Annotated in this window: 15 protein-coding genes and 1 other annotated feature; of the genes, 12 read left to right on the forward strand and 3 right to left on the reverse strand. The window is 47.9% G+C overall.

The window, feature by feature from the left end; genetic code table 11:
- Positions 1-137: 137 nt before the first annotated feature.
- Positions 138-947: a formate dehydrogenase accessory sulfurtransferase FdhD gene (gene fdhD / locus NFR98_RS12205; RefSeq protein ID WP_014097714.1), complete on the forward strand. Its 810-nt coding sequence runs from the start codon at positions 138-140 to the stop codon at positions 945-947.
- A 213-nt stretch (positions 948-1160) separates the two neighbouring features.
- Positions 1161-1359, forward strand: a binding site (T-box leader).
- A gap of 143 nt (positions 1360-1502) precedes the next feature.
- Positions 1503-2762: a tyrosine--tRNA ligase gene (gene tyrS / locus NFR98_RS12210; RefSeq protein WP_019720706.1), complete on the forward strand. Its 1260-nt coding sequence runs from the start codon at positions 1503-1505 to the stop codon at positions 2760-2762.
- Positions 2763-2862: 100 nt separating this feature from the next.
- Here the strand turns inward: tyrS and NFR98_RS12215 are convergent, their stop codons facing one another.
- The gene (locus NFR98_RS12215) at positions 2863-4236 is read right to left on the reverse strand and encodes a sigma-54 interaction domain-containing protein (RefSeq protein ID WP_014097716.1); all 1374 of its coding nucleotides are present in this window, start codon (positions 4234-4236) and stop codon (positions 2863-2865) included.
- A 181-nt stretch (positions 4237-4417) separates the two neighbouring features.
- On the opposite strand from NFR98_RS12215, the gene pruA reads away from it, so the two are divergent.
- Entirely contained in the window at positions 4418-5965 is a 1548-nt protein-coding gene (gene pruA / locus NFR98_RS12220; protein WP_014097717.1) for an L-glutamate gamma-semialdehyde dehydrogenase, read from the forward strand.
- 16 nt (positions 5966-5981) lie between these two features.
- Positions 5982-6977: a proline dehydrogenase family protein gene (locus NFR98_RS12225; RefSeq protein WP_110134042.1), complete on the forward strand. Its 996-nt coding sequence runs from the start codon at positions 5982-5984 to the stop codon at positions 6975-6977.
- A 616-nt stretch (positions 6978-7593) separates the two neighbouring features.
- On the opposite strand, the gene rpsD is transcribed toward NFR98_RS12225, so the two are convergent.
- A complete protein-coding gene (rpsD, locus tag NFR98_RS12230) occupies positions 7594-8196 on the reverse strand; it encodes a 30S ribosomal protein S4 (RefSeq protein WP_013859951.1) in 603 nt (200 codons plus the stop codon).
- Positions 8197-8698: 502 nt separating this feature from the next.
- Between rpsD and NFR98_RS12235 the strand changes: the two genes are divergently transcribed.
- Positions 8699-10567 (forward strand): sensor domain-containing diguanylate cyclase, encoded by a 1869-nt coding sequence (locus NFR98_RS12235; RefSeq protein WP_251460210.1) that lies wholly within the window; start codon positions 8699-8701, stop codon positions 10565-10567.
- Between the two features lie 205 nt (positions 10568-10772).
- Here the strand turns inward: NFR98_RS12235 and NFR98_RS12240 are convergent, their stop codons facing one another.
- The gene (locus tag NFR98_RS12240; protein WP_104851486.1) at positions 10773-11252 is read right to left on the reverse strand and encodes a GAF domain-containing protein; all 480 of its coding nucleotides are present in this window, start codon (positions 11250-11252) and stop codon (positions 10773-10775) included.
- A gap of 162 nt (positions 11253-11414) precedes the next feature.
- On the opposite strand from NFR98_RS12240, the gene refZ reads away from it, so the two are divergent.
- From refZ to sppA, 7 genes are all read left to right on the forward strand, one after another.
- Positions 11415-12053: a forespore capture DNA-binding protein RefZ gene (gene refZ, locus NFR98_RS12245; RefSeq protein ID WP_017551288.1), complete on the forward strand. Its 639-nt coding sequence runs from the start codon at positions 11415-11417 to the stop codon at positions 12051-12053.
- A gap of 292 nt (positions 12054-12345) precedes the next feature.
- Positions 12346-14046: a septation ring formation regulator EzrA gene (gene ezrA, locus NFR98_RS12250; RefSeq protein WP_061086540.1), complete on the forward strand. Its 1701-nt coding sequence runs from the start codon at positions 12346-12348 to the stop codon at positions 14044-14046.
- Between the two features lie 366 nt (positions 14047-14412).
- Entirely contained in the window at positions 14413-15567 is a 1155-nt protein-coding gene (locus NFR98_RS12255; RefSeq protein ID WP_014097725.1) for a cysteine desulfurase family protein, read from the forward strand.
- Complete coding sequence (thiI, locus tag NFR98_RS12260; protein WP_035184354.1) at positions 15564-16772, forward strand: tRNA uracil 4-sulfurtransferase ThiI; 1209 nt, start codon at positions 15564-15566, stop codon at positions 16770-16772. The genes NFR98_RS12255 and thiI overlap by 4 nt, the downstream gene beginning before the upstream one ends.
- Before the next feature lie 88 nt (positions 16773-16860).
- Entirely contained in the window at positions 16861-17064 is a 204-nt protein-coding gene (locus NFR98_RS12265; RefSeq protein WP_013859944.1) for an alpha/beta-type small acid-soluble spore protein, read from the forward strand.
- Between the two features lie 133 nt (positions 17065-17197).
- Positions 17198-18772 (forward strand): acyl-CoA synthetase MbcS, encoded by a 1575-nt coding sequence (gene mbcS / locus NFR98_RS12270; protein ID WP_026683658.1) that lies wholly within the window; start codon positions 17198-17200, stop codon positions 18770-18772.
- Between the two features lie 115 nt (positions 18773-18887).
- On the forward strand, positions 18888-19904 hold the full coding sequence (gene sppA, locus NFR98_RS12275; RefSeq protein WP_026683657.1) for a signal peptide peptidase SppA: 1017 nt from the start codon (positions 18888-18890) through the stop codon (positions 19902-19904).
- Positions 19905-19907: the final 3 nt, after the last annotated feature.

Below are 19907 nucleotides of genomic sequence, written 5' to 3' on the forward strand. Positions count from 1 at the left end.
CAGTTTTCGTTGGCTAGTAAAAGCAACGATAAGTCGAGAAGCCCCCACTTCAATCAAACCGTAAGGTTGATAAGTGGAGGGTAGTTCACTCTGATTCCTTTAAAATAAAACATTATAGACAGGGGGCTGTTGAACCCATGAAAAATGTGGACACGCAGAGGGAAATTCTCCGTTTCAAGAACGGGCGGCTCGAACGGGCGCTGGATACAGTCGCAACGGAATTCCCGGTGACATTAAAAGTGAATGGGCAGGAATGGGTGACGATGGTGTGCACACCTGAATATATCGAGGACATGGCGGTCGGTTATCTTGTGTCGGAAAGGGTTGTCCGGCGCTATGAAGATATCCGCGACATCTGGACGGATGAAAAAGGAGGATTCGTCCATGTCCGGACCGATCATCTTAATCCTTATTACGAACAGCTGCAAAATAAACGTTATATCACCTCCTGCTGTGGAATGAGCAGGCAGGCGTTTGTTTTTGTCAATGATGCTCTGGCGGCGAAAAAAATGGACGGTGTGCACGTCCGGATTACAGTTGATGATTGTTTCCGGCTGATGGAAGCATTGCAGGAGAATGCCGAAGTGTTTAAAAAAACAGGGGGCGTCCATAATGCTGCGCTGTGCGATGCCGGCGGGATCCTTGTCAGCCGGATGGATATCGGCCGCCATAACGCGCTTGATAAAATTTACGGATATTGTTTGAAAAATCAGGTTTCCACAAAAGGGAAAATCCTTGCATTCAGCGGGCGCATTTCCTCGGAAATTTTATTGAAGACAGCCAAAATCGGCTGCGAGGTGATTTTATCGAAATCGGCACCCACCACACTCGCCCTGGAATCCGCCGAAGAACTCGGCATTACCACGATCGGCTTTATCCGCGGCGGGTCGATGAATATTTACACCTGCCCGGAACGGATTGCCGGTGTTGCCGCCCATGCCCGGTGATTGCCGGGTGTATACGATCGGAAAGGCACGGTTTGGGTTGGAAGAAAACGGGAAGACACGCTGGAAGGCGTGCTTCGGGACGGAACAGGGCCTTTGCCGGATGAGGAAAGGTTAAAATGGGCATTACCGGATTTGAAGAAAGCGCTGGTGCAGCCTGCTTGGCAAGGTTGACATTTCAAAATGTATATGGTAAAAATAACTTACAATTTGATGAATGAAGCGTCGAAAGGATCAAGTAGCTTCCTGTTGCTGCATACAAGAGAGCCGGTGGTTGGTGCGAACCGGTACAGGCAGGCGGCGAATTACACCCCGGAGCTTTTGCCGGATACGGCAGACGGCCCCCAGCCGTTATCCAAATGAGTGGAGAAGCAATTCTCAAGTTGGGTGGTAACGCGATACAATCGTCCCTTCGTTTTGACGGAGGGGCGTTTTTATTGTTTACAGGAAAAAGAAGGCAGCATACAGGTTTCATGATCCCATCATCGTTAAGTAGGGCACTTGGAACCTGAAAGATGCCGGCACCAGAGGCTACATAAAAAAGGAGTGGGATTTTAAATGGATTTACTTGAAGATTTAAAATGGCGGGGGATCATTTACCAGCAAACAGACGAAGAAGGGCTCGCGGAACTGCTTCAAAACCAGAAAGTGACCCTGTATTGCGGGATTGACCCGACAGGTGACAGCATGCATATCGGGCATCTTCTCCCGTACCTCACGCTGCGTCGCTTCCAGCAGGCGGGACACCGGCCGATTGTCGTGCTCGGCGGGGCAACCGGCATGATCGGCGACCCGAGCGGCAAGAAGGAAGAAAGAAAGCTGTTAACGGTTGAAAAGGTCAAGCAAAACGGCGAAGCATTGAGAAAACAGCTGGAACGATTTTTCGATTTTGACGGCGAGTCAGCCGCCATCATGGTCAATAACTATGACTGGCACGGCTCGATGGACCTTGTTACTTTCCTACGTGATTACGGAAAGCATATCGGCATCAACTACATGCTTGCAAAAGACACGATCGCATCACGGCTTGAAACCGGTATTTCGTTTACGGAATTTACATATACAATCCTCCAGGCCGTCGATTACTTTAACTTGTATAAACAATACAACTGCCGCCTGCAAATCGGCGGAAGCGACCAGTGGGGCAATATTACAAGCGGCCTTGAGCTGATCCGCAAGCTCGAACCGGAAGGAGAAAAAGCTTTCGGGCTTACCATTCCGCTTGTCACAAAAGCGGACGGCACAAAATTCGGGAAAACAGAAAGCGGCGCAGTCTGGCTCGATGCCGAGAAAACATCGCCATATGAGTTTTACCAGTTCTGGGTCAACACGGCTGACCTCGATGTCGTAAAATACTTGAAGTACTTCACCTTCTTGCCAAAAGAAGAAATCGAAGAGCTGGAAAAATCGGTTGAAACCGAACCGCATCTCCGCAAAGCCCAAAAAGCGCTGGCCGCGGAAATGACAAAACTGATCCATGGGGAGGAAGCATTGCAGCAGGCTTTGAATATTACGGAAGCATTGTTCAGCGGCAATGTGAAGAAACTGTCGGCTGAAGAAATGAAGCAGGGATTTAAAGATGTTCCGTCATTCCAGCTTGAAAGCGAAGAACAAAAGCAGCTTGTGGAGTTGCTCGTTGCCGCCAAAATCTCCCCGTCAAAACGCCAGGCACGCGAAGATATCCAAAACGGCGCCATTTACGTAAACGGTGACCGCGTAACGGATCTCGGGCTTGTGTTGCAGGAAAAGGACAAAATCGGCGGCGAATTTACCGTTATTAGAAGAGGGAAGAAAAAATACTTTTTAATTAAACATTGAGGATATTAAGGGATGCACAATGAAGATGCCTGAAATGTGCATCCCTTTTTTATTGCTCCGATCGCGGCTTGCCCTTCTTCGTTTTTCCCGGCGGGGGAAGTCAGCTCCCAATTCCAAATTTTTTCAGCTTCTGATACAGGGTGACCCTTGAAATGCCAAGTTCTTTTGCTGCGGCGGATTTGTTCCCGCCTGCTTTGCGCAATGCTTTTTCAATGAGCTGTTTTTCCATATTTTCTTTTTCCACAGGCAAAGTGCCGCTTTCCGGGATGGCACTTCCGGACGGTTGGGTTTCATTTCCCTGGAAAAAGCGGAGAAGGGAGGCGCGGTCAATAAACGGCTTTTCTGATAGGATCACCATCCGTTCCATTAAATTCCGGAGCTCCCGGACATTCCCTGGCCAATGATACGCTTGCAGGAAAGAAAGGGCATCAGGGGCGAGTTCCGGTTCAGGCATCTTGTACTGGACGGCAAATTGTTTCAGAAAGTAGCGGGCGAGGACAGGAATATCGTCTGTGCGCACCCTTAATGGCGGCATCGTAATTTGAATAACATTTAACCGGTAATAAAGGTCCGACCTGAATGTCTTTTCTTTCATCATTTTTTCAATGTCTTGGTTGGTGGCGGCAATAAAACGGACATTGATTTTCCTGCCCGAAGCGTCGCCAATGCGGTAAATCACTTTTTCCTGCAGCACGCGCAGCAGCTTCACCTGCATATCTAGCGGCAGTTCGCCGATTTCGTCCAAAAACAGCGTACCCCCGTCCGCTTCTTCAATTTTTCCCGCTTTTCCTTTTTTCTCCGCACCCGTAAACGTGCCTGGTTCATAGCCGAATAATTCGCTTTCAAACAGGGCGGAAGGGATCGAGCCGCAGTTCACCGGAATAAAAGGGCCGTTTTTCCGCGCGCTTGCTTCATGGATGGCGCGCGCGCATATTTCTTTCCCGGTGCCGGACTCGCCGAGAATAAGCGTGACGGCATCCGTTTTCGCCGCTTTCGCCGCAATTTGGATCGTATCCCGGAGCGCGCGGCTTTTCCCCTTTAATTTGGAAAAAGGCGTTTCTTCATAGCTTGTGTACATTTTTTGGCGCAGTTCATTCAGTTCTATGGAAGTGGAGACGAGATTGTCGTTCAGCCTAACAATCTGGGTGATATCGCGTTCCACGGATACCGCGCCGATCAGCCTGCCGCGGTTGTCAAAAATGGGCCGCGCATTGACGACGACATGCTTGTCGGGGCGGGGCCGATGATATTGGTCGGTAATACGGGCTTTTGTCCGCAGCACTTTGAGCACCATTAAATCATCATCGCGAAAAAAATCGGTAATTTTTTTGGTTAAGATCATTTCTTTTGGAATATTGTAGGTCCGGACGGCGGCATCATTCCAATAAATGACTTCCTTTTTTTCGTTTACGATCGTAATCGCATCATTTTCCGCCGATAATACCGCCTGCAAATAAGACAGTTCATTTGCCATTTCCGTCTTCCTCCCCTTTGTCGTGTAAAGGTATTGTACATTCGATTTACAATTGTGTAAATATATTGTACATAGAAAACGGTTTATTTTTTTGCGGATATAGGGAAACAGGGATGTTCCGGAAGTTGGCATGATTCTTGCATGGTATTAAGCCAGAACGAGGATGAAGGAGGTTTTTTCATTGGTCTTGCCTTTTAAACATGAACCATTAACGGATTTTAACCAGCCTGAAAACGTACAGGCGTTTCAAGCGGCACTTGAAAAAGTGCGTGCGGAACTCGGGAAGGAGTACCCGCTTGTAATAAACGGAGAACGGATTTTTACAGAGGATAAGCTCGTATCCGTCAATCCTGCGAATAAAGAACAGGTTGTCGGGAAAGTTTCGAAAGCATCGAAAGAACTGGTTGACAAAGCTTTCGAAGGCGCCAATGAGGCATTTCGCAGCTGGCGGAAAATGGCACCCGAAGCGCGGGCGAATGTGCTGTTCAAAGCCGCTGCGATTGCGCGCCGCCGCAAACATGAGCTGTCGGCGTGGCTTGTGTTTGATGCCGGCAAGCCGTGGAGCCAGGCGGACGGGGATACGGCGGAAGGAATCGACTTTTTGGAATACTACGGCCGCCAGATGCTTGAGCTTGCAAAGGGGCAGGAAATGGAACAGCGTGAAAATGAGCACAACACTTATTTTTATCAGCCGATGGGGCCGGGGGTGACCATTCCGCCGTGGAATTTTGCTTTCGCCATTGTTTGCGGCACGACGGTTGCCCCGCTTGTTGCCGGGAACCCGGTTCTGCTGAAGCCTTCGGAAAGCACGCCTGTTATTGCATACAAACTCGTTGAAATTTTGGAAGAAGCGGGGGTTCCGAAAGGCGTGCTCCAGTTTGTGCCGGGCGATCCGGCAGAAATCGGCGATTACCTGGTGGATCATCCGTCTGCCCATTGGATTAACTTTACGGGTTCCAAAGCAACGGGCCTGCGCATTTATGAACGGGCTGCGAAAGTGCAGAAGGACCAGCACTTTTTAAAACGGGTCGTTGCTGAAATGGGCGGCAAAGATACGATTATTGTCGATAAAGAAGCGGATCTCGATCTCGCCGCAGATGCGATTGTCCAGTCGGCATTCGGTTTTTCCGGCCAGAAATGTTCAGCCTGCTCGCGGGCAGTCGTACATGAAGACGTATATGAAGAAGTGCTCGAAAAGGCGATCGCCCTTGCGAAAAACGTAACCGTCGGCGACCCGTCCGAAGAAAATGTGTACATGGGTGCTGTCATTAACGAAAAGCAGTTTAACAAGATTAAAAGTTATATAGAAATCGGCAAAGAAGAGGGCAAACTCGTCTTTGGCGGGGAAACGGATGGCGAAAAAGGATTTTTCGTTTACCCGGCGATTTTTAAAGATGTAAATCCAAAGGCACGGATCATGCAGGAAGAAATTTTCGGGCCGGTTGTCGCTTTTGCGAAAGGAAAAGATTTTGACGAACTGCTTGAAATTGCCAATAATACGGAATACGGGCTGACAGGCGCCGTCATTTCGAAAAACAGGGAGCATTTGGAACGCGCCCGGTACGAATTCCATGTCGGCAACCTGTATTTTAACCGGGGATGCACGGCGGCCGTTGTCGGTTACCAGCCGTTCGGCGGTTTTAAAATGTCCGGTACCGATTCGAAAGCGGGCGGCCCGGATTATTTGAAGCTGTTTATGGAAGCAAAGTCTGTATCGGAAATGTTTTAACGGGAGGAAAGGCGATATGGCAAATTTGACGAGGGATTTTTTCATCGGCCTTTCAAACAGCAGGTTTTTAAATAAAAGTGCGCAAAAATGGGGTTTTCGGTTCGGTGCTGAAAAATTTGTTGCGGGGACGGATATTGATTCCGTCACCCGGACCATCCGGGAAATGAATGCCCGCGGAATCAGCTGCACCGTTGACAATCTGGGCGAATTCGTATCGGAAAAATCGGAAGCGGCATCGGCGAAACAGCGCATCCTGCAAATGCTGGACAGGATCCATGAGGAGAACCTGGACTGCCATATCTCGGTGAAACTGACCCAGCTCGGGCTGGATATTGACCGCACGTTTTGCCTGCAAAATATGGAAGACATTTTGGCGCGTGCAGCGGAATACGGGATTTTCATCAATATTGACATGGAAGATTATACCCATTTTCATGCTACAATAGAGGTGTTGAAAACCCTGCTTGAAACGTACCAAAATGTCGGGACAGTCATCCAGGCGTATTTGCGCAACGCCGAAGCGGTTATGGATGAACTGAAGGATGTCCGGCTCAGGATTGTAAAGGGCGCTTACAAAGAAAGCGAGACAGCCGCTTTTCAGTCAAAAGCGGAAATTGACCGGAACTATGTAAAGCTTGTAAAAAAACGGCTGCTCGGCGAGGCATATACGTCCATTGCCACCCATGACCACCACATCATTCGCGAACTGGAAGCATTTATTGAAGAAAACCAAATCCCGCACAGCCGGTTTGAGTTTCAGATGCTGTACGGATTTCGCCAGGAGATGCAGTATGAACTGGCGAAAAAATACCATTTCACGACGTACATGCCGTTCGGAAATGACTGGTTCGGCTATTATATGCGGCGCCTTGCCGAACGCCCACAAAATTTGAACCTGATTGTAAAGGATGCACTGTATACAAAAGACAACAAATTGAAAAAAGAACCGCTTCTCACCGCCGCCCTGACAGCCTCGCTTTTCATGCTGTGGAGACGCAAAAGGAAGAAATAAGAAAAAGGCCGCTCCGCAAAGCAACCATGCCCAGAGCGGCCTTTTCTATCTCATCCCGTTGATCTGCATTTCTGCCATGCCCAACCCGGCATGGGCAAGCGATCAGCAAATCGTGCCGCAACAGCGGAAACCAATGGCACAGACCCATCTCTGCTCATTTTCCCGTCCGGTTAAGGGGTCCATCCTTTTAACCGTCCCGCAATTTGTCGAATAAATGATGTGGACTTTTGGGGAATTTTTTCTATACAATGAATCTGAATATTGAAAAAGAAAAATGAACCATGAAGCCCGCCGCGGGGATTCCGAAAGCGAAAGCCGTGGTGCGCACACAAAATATGGATAAATGAGGGGCAATGACCATGACACGGCCGATTTTTAGAAACATTCGTACGATATTTGTGTTGCTTCCCATTATACTTTGCTGTTCGTCTTTTGATGCCTCGGTCATCATGATTTGGTCAAGGCTGAGGGACGCTGCTTTGCTATTCTCTTTGGCGTTGGCATGGCCAGACTGTATCTCATGTTTAACTTGGTTGCCGGGATGGCTTGCTGAACAACCGGTTACCTTCAGAATATAAAAAACCCCGGAACCACAGCGGTTTCGGGGTTTTACACATTACCTTGAGTAGAACTCGACGATTAACGATTCGTTAATTTCAGCCGGCAGTTCCGAGCGTTCAGGGAGGCGGCTGTAAGTCCCTTCAAGCTTGTCTGCATCAAAAGAAAGGTAATCCGGCACAAAAGTTGTCGTTTCGATCGCTTCTTTGATGACATCCAAGTTGCGGGATTTTTCGCGTACGCCGATCGTTTGCCCCGGTTCTACACGGTAAGACGGGATATCGACGCGTTTGCCGTCAACAAGAATATGCCCGTGGTTTACGAGCTGGCGTGCTTGGCGGCGTGTGCGAGCCAAACCGAGACGGTAAACAAGGTTATCAAGGCGTGATTCCAAAAGAACCATGAAATTTTCACCATGTTTCCCTTGCATTTTGCCAGCTTTCAGGAAAGTGTTGTGGAATTGGCGTTCATTTAAGCCGTACATATGGCGAAGCTTTTGTTTTTCCTGTAATTGCAAGCCATATTCAGACAATTTTCTGCGCTGATTCGGGCCGTGCTGTCCAGGTGCATAAGGACGCTTCTCCAATTCTTTTCCGGTACCGCTTAAAGAAATCCCGAGACGGCGGGACAATTTCCAGCTTGGACCTGTATAACGAGCCATGAAAGACTCCTCCTTTGTTTTTATTTTGTTGTAAAATAAAAACAGATATCATGGACACTTCTTCATGCGTATTTTGTTTTCATGTACCATCGCCCCAGCAGCAGAGGGTTACACGATACACCTTGCATTCAGGCAAGGAACAAAATACAAACACAAAGCCGTCCAATAAGGCTGCATTATTTTACACAACGTTGATTATATGTTTTCAAAGATAAAAAGTCAACAACAAATGCAAATCGGGCTGCCGTGCCGCGACAAAAACTTTTCACATTCCGTTCGCGCGGCTTCATAACAGGCCTTAAGACACAATATATACAGTATATCGGTTAGGCAGACTGTACATTTATAGTTCTTTTGCATTATAATGGTATTAATTTGACCGGTTTTTAACATTTTTACGTCTCCCGTGCAGTTTTTTGTTTTAATATTCTTCATTTTCAAGGCTCGCGCTTTTTATGCGTTTTTCGCTTTTATACGGAAACAGGGTCAGGGTGATTAGGAAATGGAAAAGAAAGAAAATCATTTAATCCTATATTATAAGTCCCGTTTACTGGATTTAATGAATCTTGAGACAGCAAGTAGCCTGGATGACTGGGTGGCGGTCGTGGCAGAAGTGCTCAGCGCTGATCATATCGTGTATTATAAGCCGGATAGCGAAAACACAAAGTTTTACAAAATATGCGGCTTTTATAATCCTTTCCGGCATGACGTCGAACTTGTCGTGCCTTCCGGAAAAATTAAAGCTTTAAAAACAGCCTCCCAGGTTGTCACAAATGGGAAACTGCAAAAGGATCCTTATTTAAAACAGTTTAACATTGCCTTTTTTATTCCGGAAAAAAACATGGAGGATGGCTGCCTGCTTCTTTCCATTCCAAACAGGATGTTCGGGGAGCTGTCTGACGCGGATTTGCAGGCGTTTGTCAGGGAAAGCCGGAACTTCCTGCAGCTGAAGTATGAGTTGTCTGTTGTTGAAGCCGACAGAAAGCGTTACATCGAATTATTCCAAGTGACCGGAAAATTCCATTCTTCCATGGATACGGATACGATCCTTGCAGAAATCATTTACACGCTGAAAAGGCTGTATCCGGTTTTTGAATACACCTTAATGCTGTCGGACGATTATCACCACAATCTTGATTTGCCGATCAAATCGCTGCAATATGATGCAGTCGACGAAATGGCGCTCGAATCATATGTAAACGGCCAGGTCCATCTTGCCACGGTATGGCGGACAAACGAAACGATGCTTTATGCGCCGCTAAGGGGAAAGCAAGGCGTGTACGGCGTGCTGCAGGTCATCACTTTTGCAAACTATGAATTTAACCGCAGCGATCTGGAATTTATCAGCCTGCTCGCCAATACGGCGGGAAGTGCGCTTGAGAATGCCAAGCTGTACCAGCAGTCGATGCAGTCCATTGAAGAACTCCGCCTGATCAATTCGGTTTCCCGCCAGTTAAATAAAAGCGCGAATTTAAAAGAAACCATCGATTTTTTAATGGAGCAGATCTCCAGTTCATTTAATACCCAGGCAATCGGGTTCGTGATGATGGAGAATGGAAAAATGGACCTGCTTGAAGGCAGCAGCCCCATTTTTGAAGAAAAGGAAGGCATCCGGTATCTTGATTTTGCAAACCGTTCTTTTGCTGATACGAAAGAATCCCTGTTTATCAGCAACTTAAACCAGCGTTTTCCCGGCAGAAACTATCGCTTTTCTTCGCTGATGGCTGTCCCGATTATCCAGGAAGATGATTTAAAGGGGTTCTGCCTTGTTCTTCATGAAGCGCCTTACCATTTTTCTTTTGACAGGTTCAAACTTTTTCAGTCGCTTATTTATCAATCGGGCATGGCCTTAACCAACTCCATGCTTCGCGAGCGGCTTGAAAAAATGGTGATCACCGACCATCTTACCCAGCTGTTTGCCAAAAATTACTTGAACAGCCGGATGGAAACTTCTATCGGTGAAGATGAGCAGGGCACGCTGATTTTGCTCGATATTGACGACTTTAAAAAAGTCAATGACACATACGGCCATCAAGTCGGGGATGAAATTTTGATCCAGGTTGCAAAGCTGATCAAAGAAAACATTCGTTCAACCGATATCGGAGCAAGATGGGGCGGAGAGGAGATGGCGATTTATCTTCCCGGCGTGCCGCTTCAAACAGGGGTGCAGGTCGCCAAAAGGGTGCTTGCGGCTGTTGAGAAAAATACAAATCCTCCGGTTACCATTTCGTGCGGGGTGTCGTACTGGAATAAAGAGATGAATGAAACGGTGGAATCGCTTTTTAACAGGGCAGACGCCGGATTGTATCATGCGAAAAGCCTCGGAAAAAACCAGGTAGTCATCAGCGATATGGAAATGAAAGCCAATTAAGGGCGCACTGCAGCTGATTGCTTTTGTACAGCCGCCTTAAAAAACCCCCATTGCCTGATCCGGCAATGGGGGCATTTTTTATCCATTCGGTTATGGTTTTAATATCTGCTTCAGGCCGCTTAATCCTTGCTGCCTACCAAGTTCGTCCGGCCTTTGGGACTCGGCATGCTTTTATCTCCTTATTTATCAACCTGCGAAACCGGCCTTACAGCACTTTTTCCAGCGCTGCGGCAAAAGCTGCCAGTCCCGCTTCATCTTCTGCATCAAATCGATTTTTTTCCGGGCTGTCGATATCCAAAACGCCGATCACTTCACCGTTTTTCATCAGCGGGACGACAATTTCGGATTGGGAAGCGGCGTCACAGGCAATATGGCCCGAAAACTGCTGCACATCGGCGACCCGGAGCACCCGTTTTTCTTTCCAGGCTGTCCCGCACACCCCTTTCCCATACGGAAGCCGCACACAAGCTGGCAAACCTTGGAACGGGCCGAGGACGAGTTCATCCCCGCTTGCGAAATAAAACCCGACCCAGTTTACCCGGTCAAGAAACTGGTTTAACAGCGCTGCAGCATTGCTTAAATTGGCAATTTTATCCGGTTCGTCTTCCGTGAGCGCGATCAGCTGTTTTACGACAAGATCATACTTTTCTTTCTTCGTTCCCTGGGGATTTTCTACATGAAACATCGCCATCATCCTTACATCAGCAAATTTTTTAAAAACGGGGCGGGATTTTGTCGGAAAGTTTTTAAAGGAACCCCGGCCCGGCATATGGAATAGTACGGAATAGAATATTTTTAACACAAAAGGGGAAGCCCGGCAAGCAAAAAAGAGGAGAGGGTGGAACAAATGGACGGAAACAGCAGTGAAACAAAAGAAAAGATATTCAATACGGCGATTGCTTTATTTCATACGAAGGGCTATAAAGGAACAACAATCAGGGCGATTGCGGCTTCCGCAAAAGTCAATTCGGCCAATATTTCCTATTACTTTAACGGCAAACAGGGGCTATTGGAAGCGTGTTTTATCCGCTTTTTTGAACCGTATATTGCCTGCCTTGAAGAAGAAGTGCAAAATCTTTCGGAGGATGGATTAAAACGGGCGGCCTTCCGCATCCTGCACTTTCAAAGCGAAAACCACCTGCTGTCCAGATTTGTATGGCGGGAAGTCACCATTGATTCGCAAATTGTCCGCGAAATTTTGTCCACTTACTTCATGAAAGAGCGTTATTTATTAAAAAAGCTCGTCAAAGCTTGGTGCGGTCCCGGAATCCAGGCGGGCAAACTGAACTTTCTCATGATCCAGCTGAAAAGCATGCTGTCGATGCCGTATTTAAACAGCCAGTATATCCGCGAAGTATGGGGCATGCAGCCGGAAGAGCCGTATTTTGCCGAAAAATACGGCAAATCGGTTGCCGAATGGCTGGACAGCATCCGGCAAAACGCGGGGGCGCAGCCGGAACCGCTGCTGCTTGAAACCGCTTTTTAATGGCCGGAGCGGGCTGGCTGTTTTTAAAATGCCGGCAGCTTTCCGAAAAAGCCCGCCGACGTGCAAAAAATAAGCGCCGGCTTTTTTTATTGTGGGTACGGAAAAAACCTTCCCCAAAATGAATCGAAAAATCTCGAATTTCATAGTCAAATATTGTCATTACATGGTATCATAGAATAAAAATAAACATACATGCCTGTGGGTATCGGGAAGGATTGTTCCGGTATTCATACATACATAATGAGCGGATATTAAGGCTTGATTTGTGGACGAACGGGAGGCTTTCAAGTTTATGATGTATGGCATCATTGGCGCTATTCTTTTATTGCTGGTTTTATTGACTTGCGGTTTTTTTATCAGGAGGCAGTTTTACAAAGAGATTGACAAGCTTGAAGCATGGAAAATTGAAATCATGAACCGGCCTGTCACCGATGAGCTGGGAAAAGTCAAACGGCTCAATATGGGCGGGGAGGCGGAAAGTTTATTTGAAGGCTGGCGCAAAGACTGGGAGGACCTTTTAAACGAGGAACTGCCGGCAGTGGAAGATAAGCTCTTTGAAATCGAGGAGCACACTGACAAATACCGTTTCAAAAAGGCGAAGGCCGTACAGGCGGAAGCAGAGGCGATTCTTCAAACTGCGGAACAAAAAATAAAAGATATACTGGACGGCGTCAATGAACTGATGGATGCCGAGAAAGAATCCCGGAAAGAAGTGGAAGAACTCGGGAAAATCTTCAAAGACTTGAAGAAACAGCTTCTGACACGGCGCCATACATTCGGAAAAGCCATTAAAAGCCTCGACCTGAGAGTGGACAGCCTGGCGGAGAAATTTGTCTGTTACCATGAATTGACGGAAGCCGGGAACTATTTGGAGGCAAAGAAATTAGCCGATGAACTGAAAACTGAAACAGAAACATTGCAGGAGGATGCCGGAAAAATTCCGGATTTGCTGGCGGAAACGGAATCGCTTTTGCCGATGCAGTTTGCTGAATTGAAAGAGGGCTACAAAGAAATGGCTGCACAAGGCTTTGCGCTCGATCACCTGCAGTTTGATGAAGAAATGAAGGAGCTTACAGAAAAGCTATCGGCTTACCGGAAACAACTTGAACAGGCTGACACAGCAGATGTCGAGGAAGGCATCCGGGAAATCAAGGAAAGAATAGAAACGATTTACGATGTTTTAGAAAAAGAAGCGTACGCAAAAAACTATGTGCTCAAGCATTTCCGCGAAGTGAAGGATATGCTGGATGAAGTACGGGAAGAAAACAAGCGCCTCACAACAGAAACAGAATCCGTGCAAAAGACATACCAACTGCATGAGGAAAACATGGCCGTTCCTGCTGAACTCGATAAACAGTTGGAGAAACTGGCCGCGCGTTTGGCGGTCCTTGAAGTAAAAATTCCCGAAAACGAAACGATTTATACCGTGTTAAGCGAACAGCTCAAAGAAATGGAAGGGCAGATTGAAAAACTGCAGGATGACCAGAAGACGTTTAACGAATTTCTGCAGAACCTGCGGAAGGAAGAAATGGAGGCACGCGCGAAGATCGCGGGATTGAAGCGGAAAATCCAGGATATGCGCCGCCTTGTCGAAAGAAGCAATATCCCCGGGCTGCCGGACTCGTACCGCAGCCTGTATGAAGCGGCCTGGAACGCGATTCGTGATACTGCCGACAGCCTCCATGCCACGCCGCTAAACATGGAGAGGGTCAACCACCATCTGCTGGAGGCGGAACAGGCAGTCGGAAACTTTGAAAAAAGCACGAAAGCTTTATTGGAAAATGTTCAGCTTGCTGAAAAAGTGATTCAATACGGCAACCGTTACCGTGCTAAATATAAGAAAGTGGCGGACGGGCTGGAGCGCGCAGAAGTAGCTTTCCGGCGCTATGATTATGAGAAGGCGCTTGAAGAAGCCGCAACGACAGTGGAGGCGGTTGAGCCTGGTGCATTGAAAAAAATTGAAAAAATGCTGGAAACGGAAGAATTACTTTAAAGCAAACGGAAAAAATACGGAGCGCTCCCCGTTTTTTTCGTTTGCTTTTTTCCATGCCTTTCAGCCGGACGCACGCATTCGTTTTGACGCCGGGTTCTTTAGCCTGGTAAACAGGTACGGGTGAAGACCTTTGAGCCTTAAGCGACGCATTTCTGCCTGAACGGGTTAACCACGCACGGGCGGAAGGCGCAGGACCATTACCACCCCATTTTGAAGATTAAAGCCGGTGCCGCAAAAAAGCGGCAGGGAGACCGGAATGGGTGTTGCATAACGGGAGTATATCGGTTGTAGGTTCGGTATCCGGCATGGTATATTAGGCAATGATGCAGGTTTGGATCCAATTTTATGCCAACAGAGGGTGTTCAAATGATTTACTTTGACAACAGTGCCACAACGAAGCCTTATCCGGAAGTGCTGGATGCTTTTGTGAAAACATCGGAAAACTATTTTGCAAATCCCTCTTCCCTGCACAGCCTCGGCGCGCGTACAGAGAAACTTCTCACGCAGGCAAGACGGCAAATTGCAGGTATTCTCGGCGCAGACGAGAACGAAATTTTTTTCACATCCGGCGGCACGGAAGGCAATAATCTGGCCATTAAAGGGACAGCCCTCGCATACCGTTCAAGGGGGCGCCATATCATTACGACGGCTGTTGAACACGCATCTGTTTTTGAAACGTGCCGGCAGCTGGAAGAATGGGGCTTTCGCGTCACGTATTTGCCGGTTGACAAGAGCGGAAGGATCAAACTGGACGATTTAAAACAGGCCATCACGGATGAAACGATTCTTGTTTCCGTGATGCATGTGAATAACGAAGTCGGAACAGTGCAGCCGGTGGAAGAAATCGGGCAGCTTTTGAAACATTATCCGAAAATCCTGTTCCATACAGACGATGTCCAGGGCTGCGGAAAAGTCCCGCTTTCCCTGCGTGAGGCCGGCATCGATCTTTGCACGGTTTCCGCGCATAAATGCCATGGCTTAAAGGGAACCGGGATATTATATAAACGGGCAAATCTCCGCCTGTCGCCGCTTTTAACCGGCGGGCACCAGGAGAGCGGCTTGCGCAGCGGCACCGAAAATACAGGCGGAATCGTTGCAGCCGGCAAAGCGCTCCGCCTGATCCATGAAAAATTTGAAGCAGGGGCGGCAGAAAGAACGGCCCGTATCCGGGATGCCCTGATCGAAAAACTTCAGGAGATGCCTGCTGTAACCGTCCATACCAATCCGGCTGTTTCAGCACCGCACATCCTGAATTTTTCCGTCCGCGGCATCCGCGGTGAAGTGCTCGTGCACGCGCTTGAAGAGGAAGGCATTTATATTTCAACAACAAGCGCCTGTTCTTCTAAAACGCGGGAACTGAGCCGCACGCTTCTTGCCATGGGGGTTTCCGAAGACGAAGCCGAATGGGCGGTGCGTGTGAGCCTTTCTTATGAAAATACAATGGAAGAAGCGGAACGTTTTATCCGCATATTAAGGCAAACAATCACAAATTTACAACAAGTGTTGGGGAGAAATCAATGAACTATGACCGCATTTTAATCCGTTACGGGGAACTTTCGACAAAAGGGCATAACCGCCAGTTTTTTATCCGCCATTTAAAAGACAATGTCAAAAAAGCGCTCAGGCCTTTTCCCGGCATTGAAGTTCAGGCACTGTACGACCGCATGTACGTGCTTTTACATGGCGCAGATGGCGGGCAAGTCATCGACATTTTAAAATCGATCTTCGGGATTCAGTCGTTCAGCCCGGCCGTCCGCACCCGGAAACAGCTCGAAGACATCGAGCAGGCGGGGCTCGAACTCGTCCGGCAAAATTTTGCGAAAGGCAAAACCTTCAAAGTGTCAGCCCGCCGCGGCGATAAAACATTTGAATACAATTCGAATGATTTGAACCATCTCGTCGGCGGCTATATTTTAAAGCAACTGGACGGCATTCAAGTCAATGTAAAACAGCCGGATATCGAGCTGCTTGTGGATGTCCGGAAAAACGGCGTTTATTTGTCCACTGAAGTGATAAAAGGATCCGGCGGGCTTCCGGTCGGTGCATCCGGCAAAGCGATGCTCATGCTTTCGGGTGGTATTGACAGCCCGGTTGCAGGATACCTCGCGATGAAACGCGGCGTGAAAGTGGAAGCGGTCCATTTCCACAGCCCGCCGTTTACAAGCCCGCGTGCAAAGCAAAAAGCGCTTGACCTTGCGCAAAAAATTTCCGCCTACAGCGGCTCCATGAAAGTGCATATTGTCCCCTTTACAAAAATCCAGGAAACGATCCATAAAGGGGTTCCGGAAGGCTATTCGATGACCGTGCAGAGAAGGGTGATGCTTGAGATTACCGACCGGCTCCGTAAAATTCATAACGGGCTTGCGATTGTAACCGGCGAAAGCCTCGGCCAGGTTGCCAGCCAGACGCTCGACAGCATGGTTGCAATCAATGATGTCACAACGACACCAGTGTTGCGGCCGCTTGTTTCGATGGATAAGCTGGACATTATTGATATTGCCCAAAAAATCGGCACATACGACATCTCAAGCCTTCCGTATGAAGACTGCTGCACGATTTTCACGCCGCCTTCGCCGAAAACACGGCCGAAACTCGAGCTTGCGCGTCTTTACGAAAGCCGCCTCGACCTGGAACCATTGATTGAAGAAGCGGTGCAAAATACGGAGGACGTCTTTATTACACCAAATGAAACGGCGCAGGAAGAAGATTTTTCTGAGCTGTTATAAAATCCAGTAATTGGCAGCACCGCCAATAAACTTACAACATGATGCCATGTGTTTATGCGCAATCTATACTCACAAGGAGGTGAGACACATGGCACAAAGCAACAACAGCAACCAATTGCTTGTAAGCGGTGCTGAACAAGCACTGGACCAAATGAAATACGAAATCGCTCAGGAATTTGGCGTAAACCTTGGTGCTGATACGACTTCCCGCGCAAACGGGTCTGTCGGCGGCGAAATCACGAAACGCCTTGTTTCGATGGCTGAACAACAATTAGGCGGTACTTCCCGATAACTGAATGAAGAATGGATAGAGAAGCGGGCCTGAATCGGGTCCGCTTCTACTTGTTTTTGGCGTAAATTTGTATCATATTTTTTTAATATCAGGTATAATAATGAGGTACTAAAAAATTCTGGAGGCGATTCGCTTGCGTCGTAGTGACCTGATTGCGCCACAAACATACAATATAGCCGAAGAAATTGAGAAATATGCCCGGGACCCGCACAAAGTTGCGCTGATTTGGGAAGACAAAGAAGGCATGCACAGAGAAGTCACATATAAAGAATTAATTGAAAATGCAAACCGGACCGGCCATGTCTTTTTGGAAAGCGGGCTGAAAAAGGGAGATACCATACTTGTCATGGTTCCGCGTATTGTAGAAGCATACGAAGTATATCTCGCTGCAATGAAATGCGGCATCGTTCTTTTGCCGGCATCGGAAATGCTGCGGACAAAAGACCTTGACTACCGGATCGAAGCAGGGGATGTAAAAGGCGTTGTCGCCCATTATTCATGCACTGCACAGTTTAGAGATGTACGTGGTATTGAAAATTTGGAAAAATTCGTGATTGGAGAACCGGAACAGGGATGGGCGTTCCTGGATGAAAAGAAAAAAGCAGCCCCTTGTGAACTGGAAATCTTCAAAACGTCAAAAGATGATATCGCCATTTTGTCCTATACTTCCGGGACAACCGGCAATCCGAAAGGCGTTATCCATACGCACAGCTGGGGATATGCCCATTTGCGCACGGCTGCCCCGAACTGGCTTGGCATTCAAGAAGGCGACCGTGTTTGGGCGACGGCCGCACCGGGATGGCAAAAATGGGTGTGGAGTCCGTTCCTTTCCGTTCTCGGTTCAGGCGCAATCGGGTTTGTTTACAACGGCCGTTTTGACCCTGAAAAATATTTGTCCCTTTTAGATGAATATGAAATCAATGTGCTCTGCTGCACACCGACTGAATACCGTTTAATGGCAAAAGTCGATGATTTGTCCCAGTATCATCTGAAAAGCTTAAGGAGCGCGGTCTCAGCCGGAGAACCGCTGAACCGCGAAGTCATCGATGTTTTCCAAAACCATTTCGGCATCACGATCCGCGACGGTTACGGCCAGACGGAAAGCACGCTGCTCGTCGGTTATTCCCTTGATACGCCGTTGCGCCCGGGTTCAATGGGCAAACCGTTTCCCGGGAATGAAGTCGAAATCGTAAATGATGACGGGAAGCCGTGCAAACCGGGTGAAACCGGCGATATTGCCGTCCATAGAGACACGCCTGCGCTTTTTAAAGGCTATTATAAAGAGCCAGAGCGCACGGCCAAGCAGTACCGCGGCGATTACTTCATTACAGGGGACAGGGCAAGAAAAGACGAGGACGGTTATTTCTGGTTTGAAGGCAGGCGGGATGATATCATTATTTCTTCCGGCTATACGATCGGACCGTTTGAAGTCGAAGATGCCCTTGTCAAGCATCCGTATGTGAAAGAATGTGCCGTTGTTGCAAGCCCGCACGAAATCCGCGGCAGCATTGTGAAAGCTTTTGTCGTTTTAAAAGACGGCATCAGCGAGAATGTGCCGGGTCTTGTAAAAGAACTGCAAAACCACGTCAAACAACTGACCGCGCCGTACAAATATCCGCGTGCAATTGAATTTATCAAGGAATTGCCAAAAACGGCCTCCGGCAAAATTCGCCGTGTCGAGCTCAGGCAGCAGGAATGGAATAGATAAGAAACGAAAAGCCGGGCATTTTTTTTCAAAAAATGCCCGGCTTTTTGTTTTAATGTCCCGGATCTTCAAGTAGAATAAAAGAAAAACCAAAAAAGTGGAAGGATGAAATGTTGGCATGAACAAAAAAAGATGGGGAGCGCTTGCTTTGGCAGGCGGGCTGTTCGTCGTTTCCATTATTGTGAACTTGGCGAGCATGGCGGCATCAACCAACTTTTCCAAAATCTTTAAAGAGACCGTGGAAGCTGGGGAAGGGGATGTTTCCGAAAATGTATTGCAGGATGGGAATGAGTCAAAGAAAATCGTCGTGCTGAATGTGAACGGGACAATTCAGGATACCGGCACGACACCATCACTGCTTGACACCGGTGAATATAACCACCAAAGTTTTTTGAAAGAACTGGATCAGGCGAAAAAAGACAGCGATGTAAAAGGGATCATTTTACATATTAATTCACCGGGCGGCGGGGTGGCCGAGTCGGCAGAAATCCATCACCATCTGATGGAAATTAAAAAAGATACGAAGAAGAAAATTTATGTGTCCATGGGGCCGACTTGCGCATCCGGCGCTTATTATATTTCAACGCCGGCCAATAAAATATTCGCAAGTCCGGAAACATTGACCGGATCGCTCGGGGTGATCATGGAAAGCGTGAATTACGGGAAGCTTGCCAAAAAATACGGCATTGATTTTCCTGTCATCAAAAGCGGGGAGTATAAAGACATTATGAGCCCTTACCGGGACATGACGAAGAGCGAAAAAGAAATGCTGCAGAAAATGGTGAACAATTCGTATAACGGTTTTGTCAAAGTCATCTCTGAAGGGCGCCACATTCCGAAAGAACAGGTGCGCAAAATTGCGGACGGGCGTGTATACGACGGCAAGCAGGCGCTGGATTTGCATCTGATTGACAAATACGGTTACCTGGATGACACCATTGCGGCGATGAAAAAAGATCTTCATCTCGGAAAAGCACAGGTTGTGGAATATGAATCAAGTGGCGGGTTTGGGTCGCTGTTTTCCGCCTCAGCGCAAAAAATGCTCGGCAAAGAAGCAGAAGCCTCGGGGCTTGCACGTTTATTGTCGCAATCGAACGCACCGCGCCTGATGTACCTGTATTCCGGGGCTGAGTAAGGG

Origin of the sequence: Weizmannia agrestimuris (assembly GCF_943193165.1) — a bacterium.
In the GTDB taxonomy this organism is placed as follows: Bacteria; Bacillota; Bacilli; order Bacillales; family Bacillaceae_C; genus Weizmannia; species Weizmannia faecalis.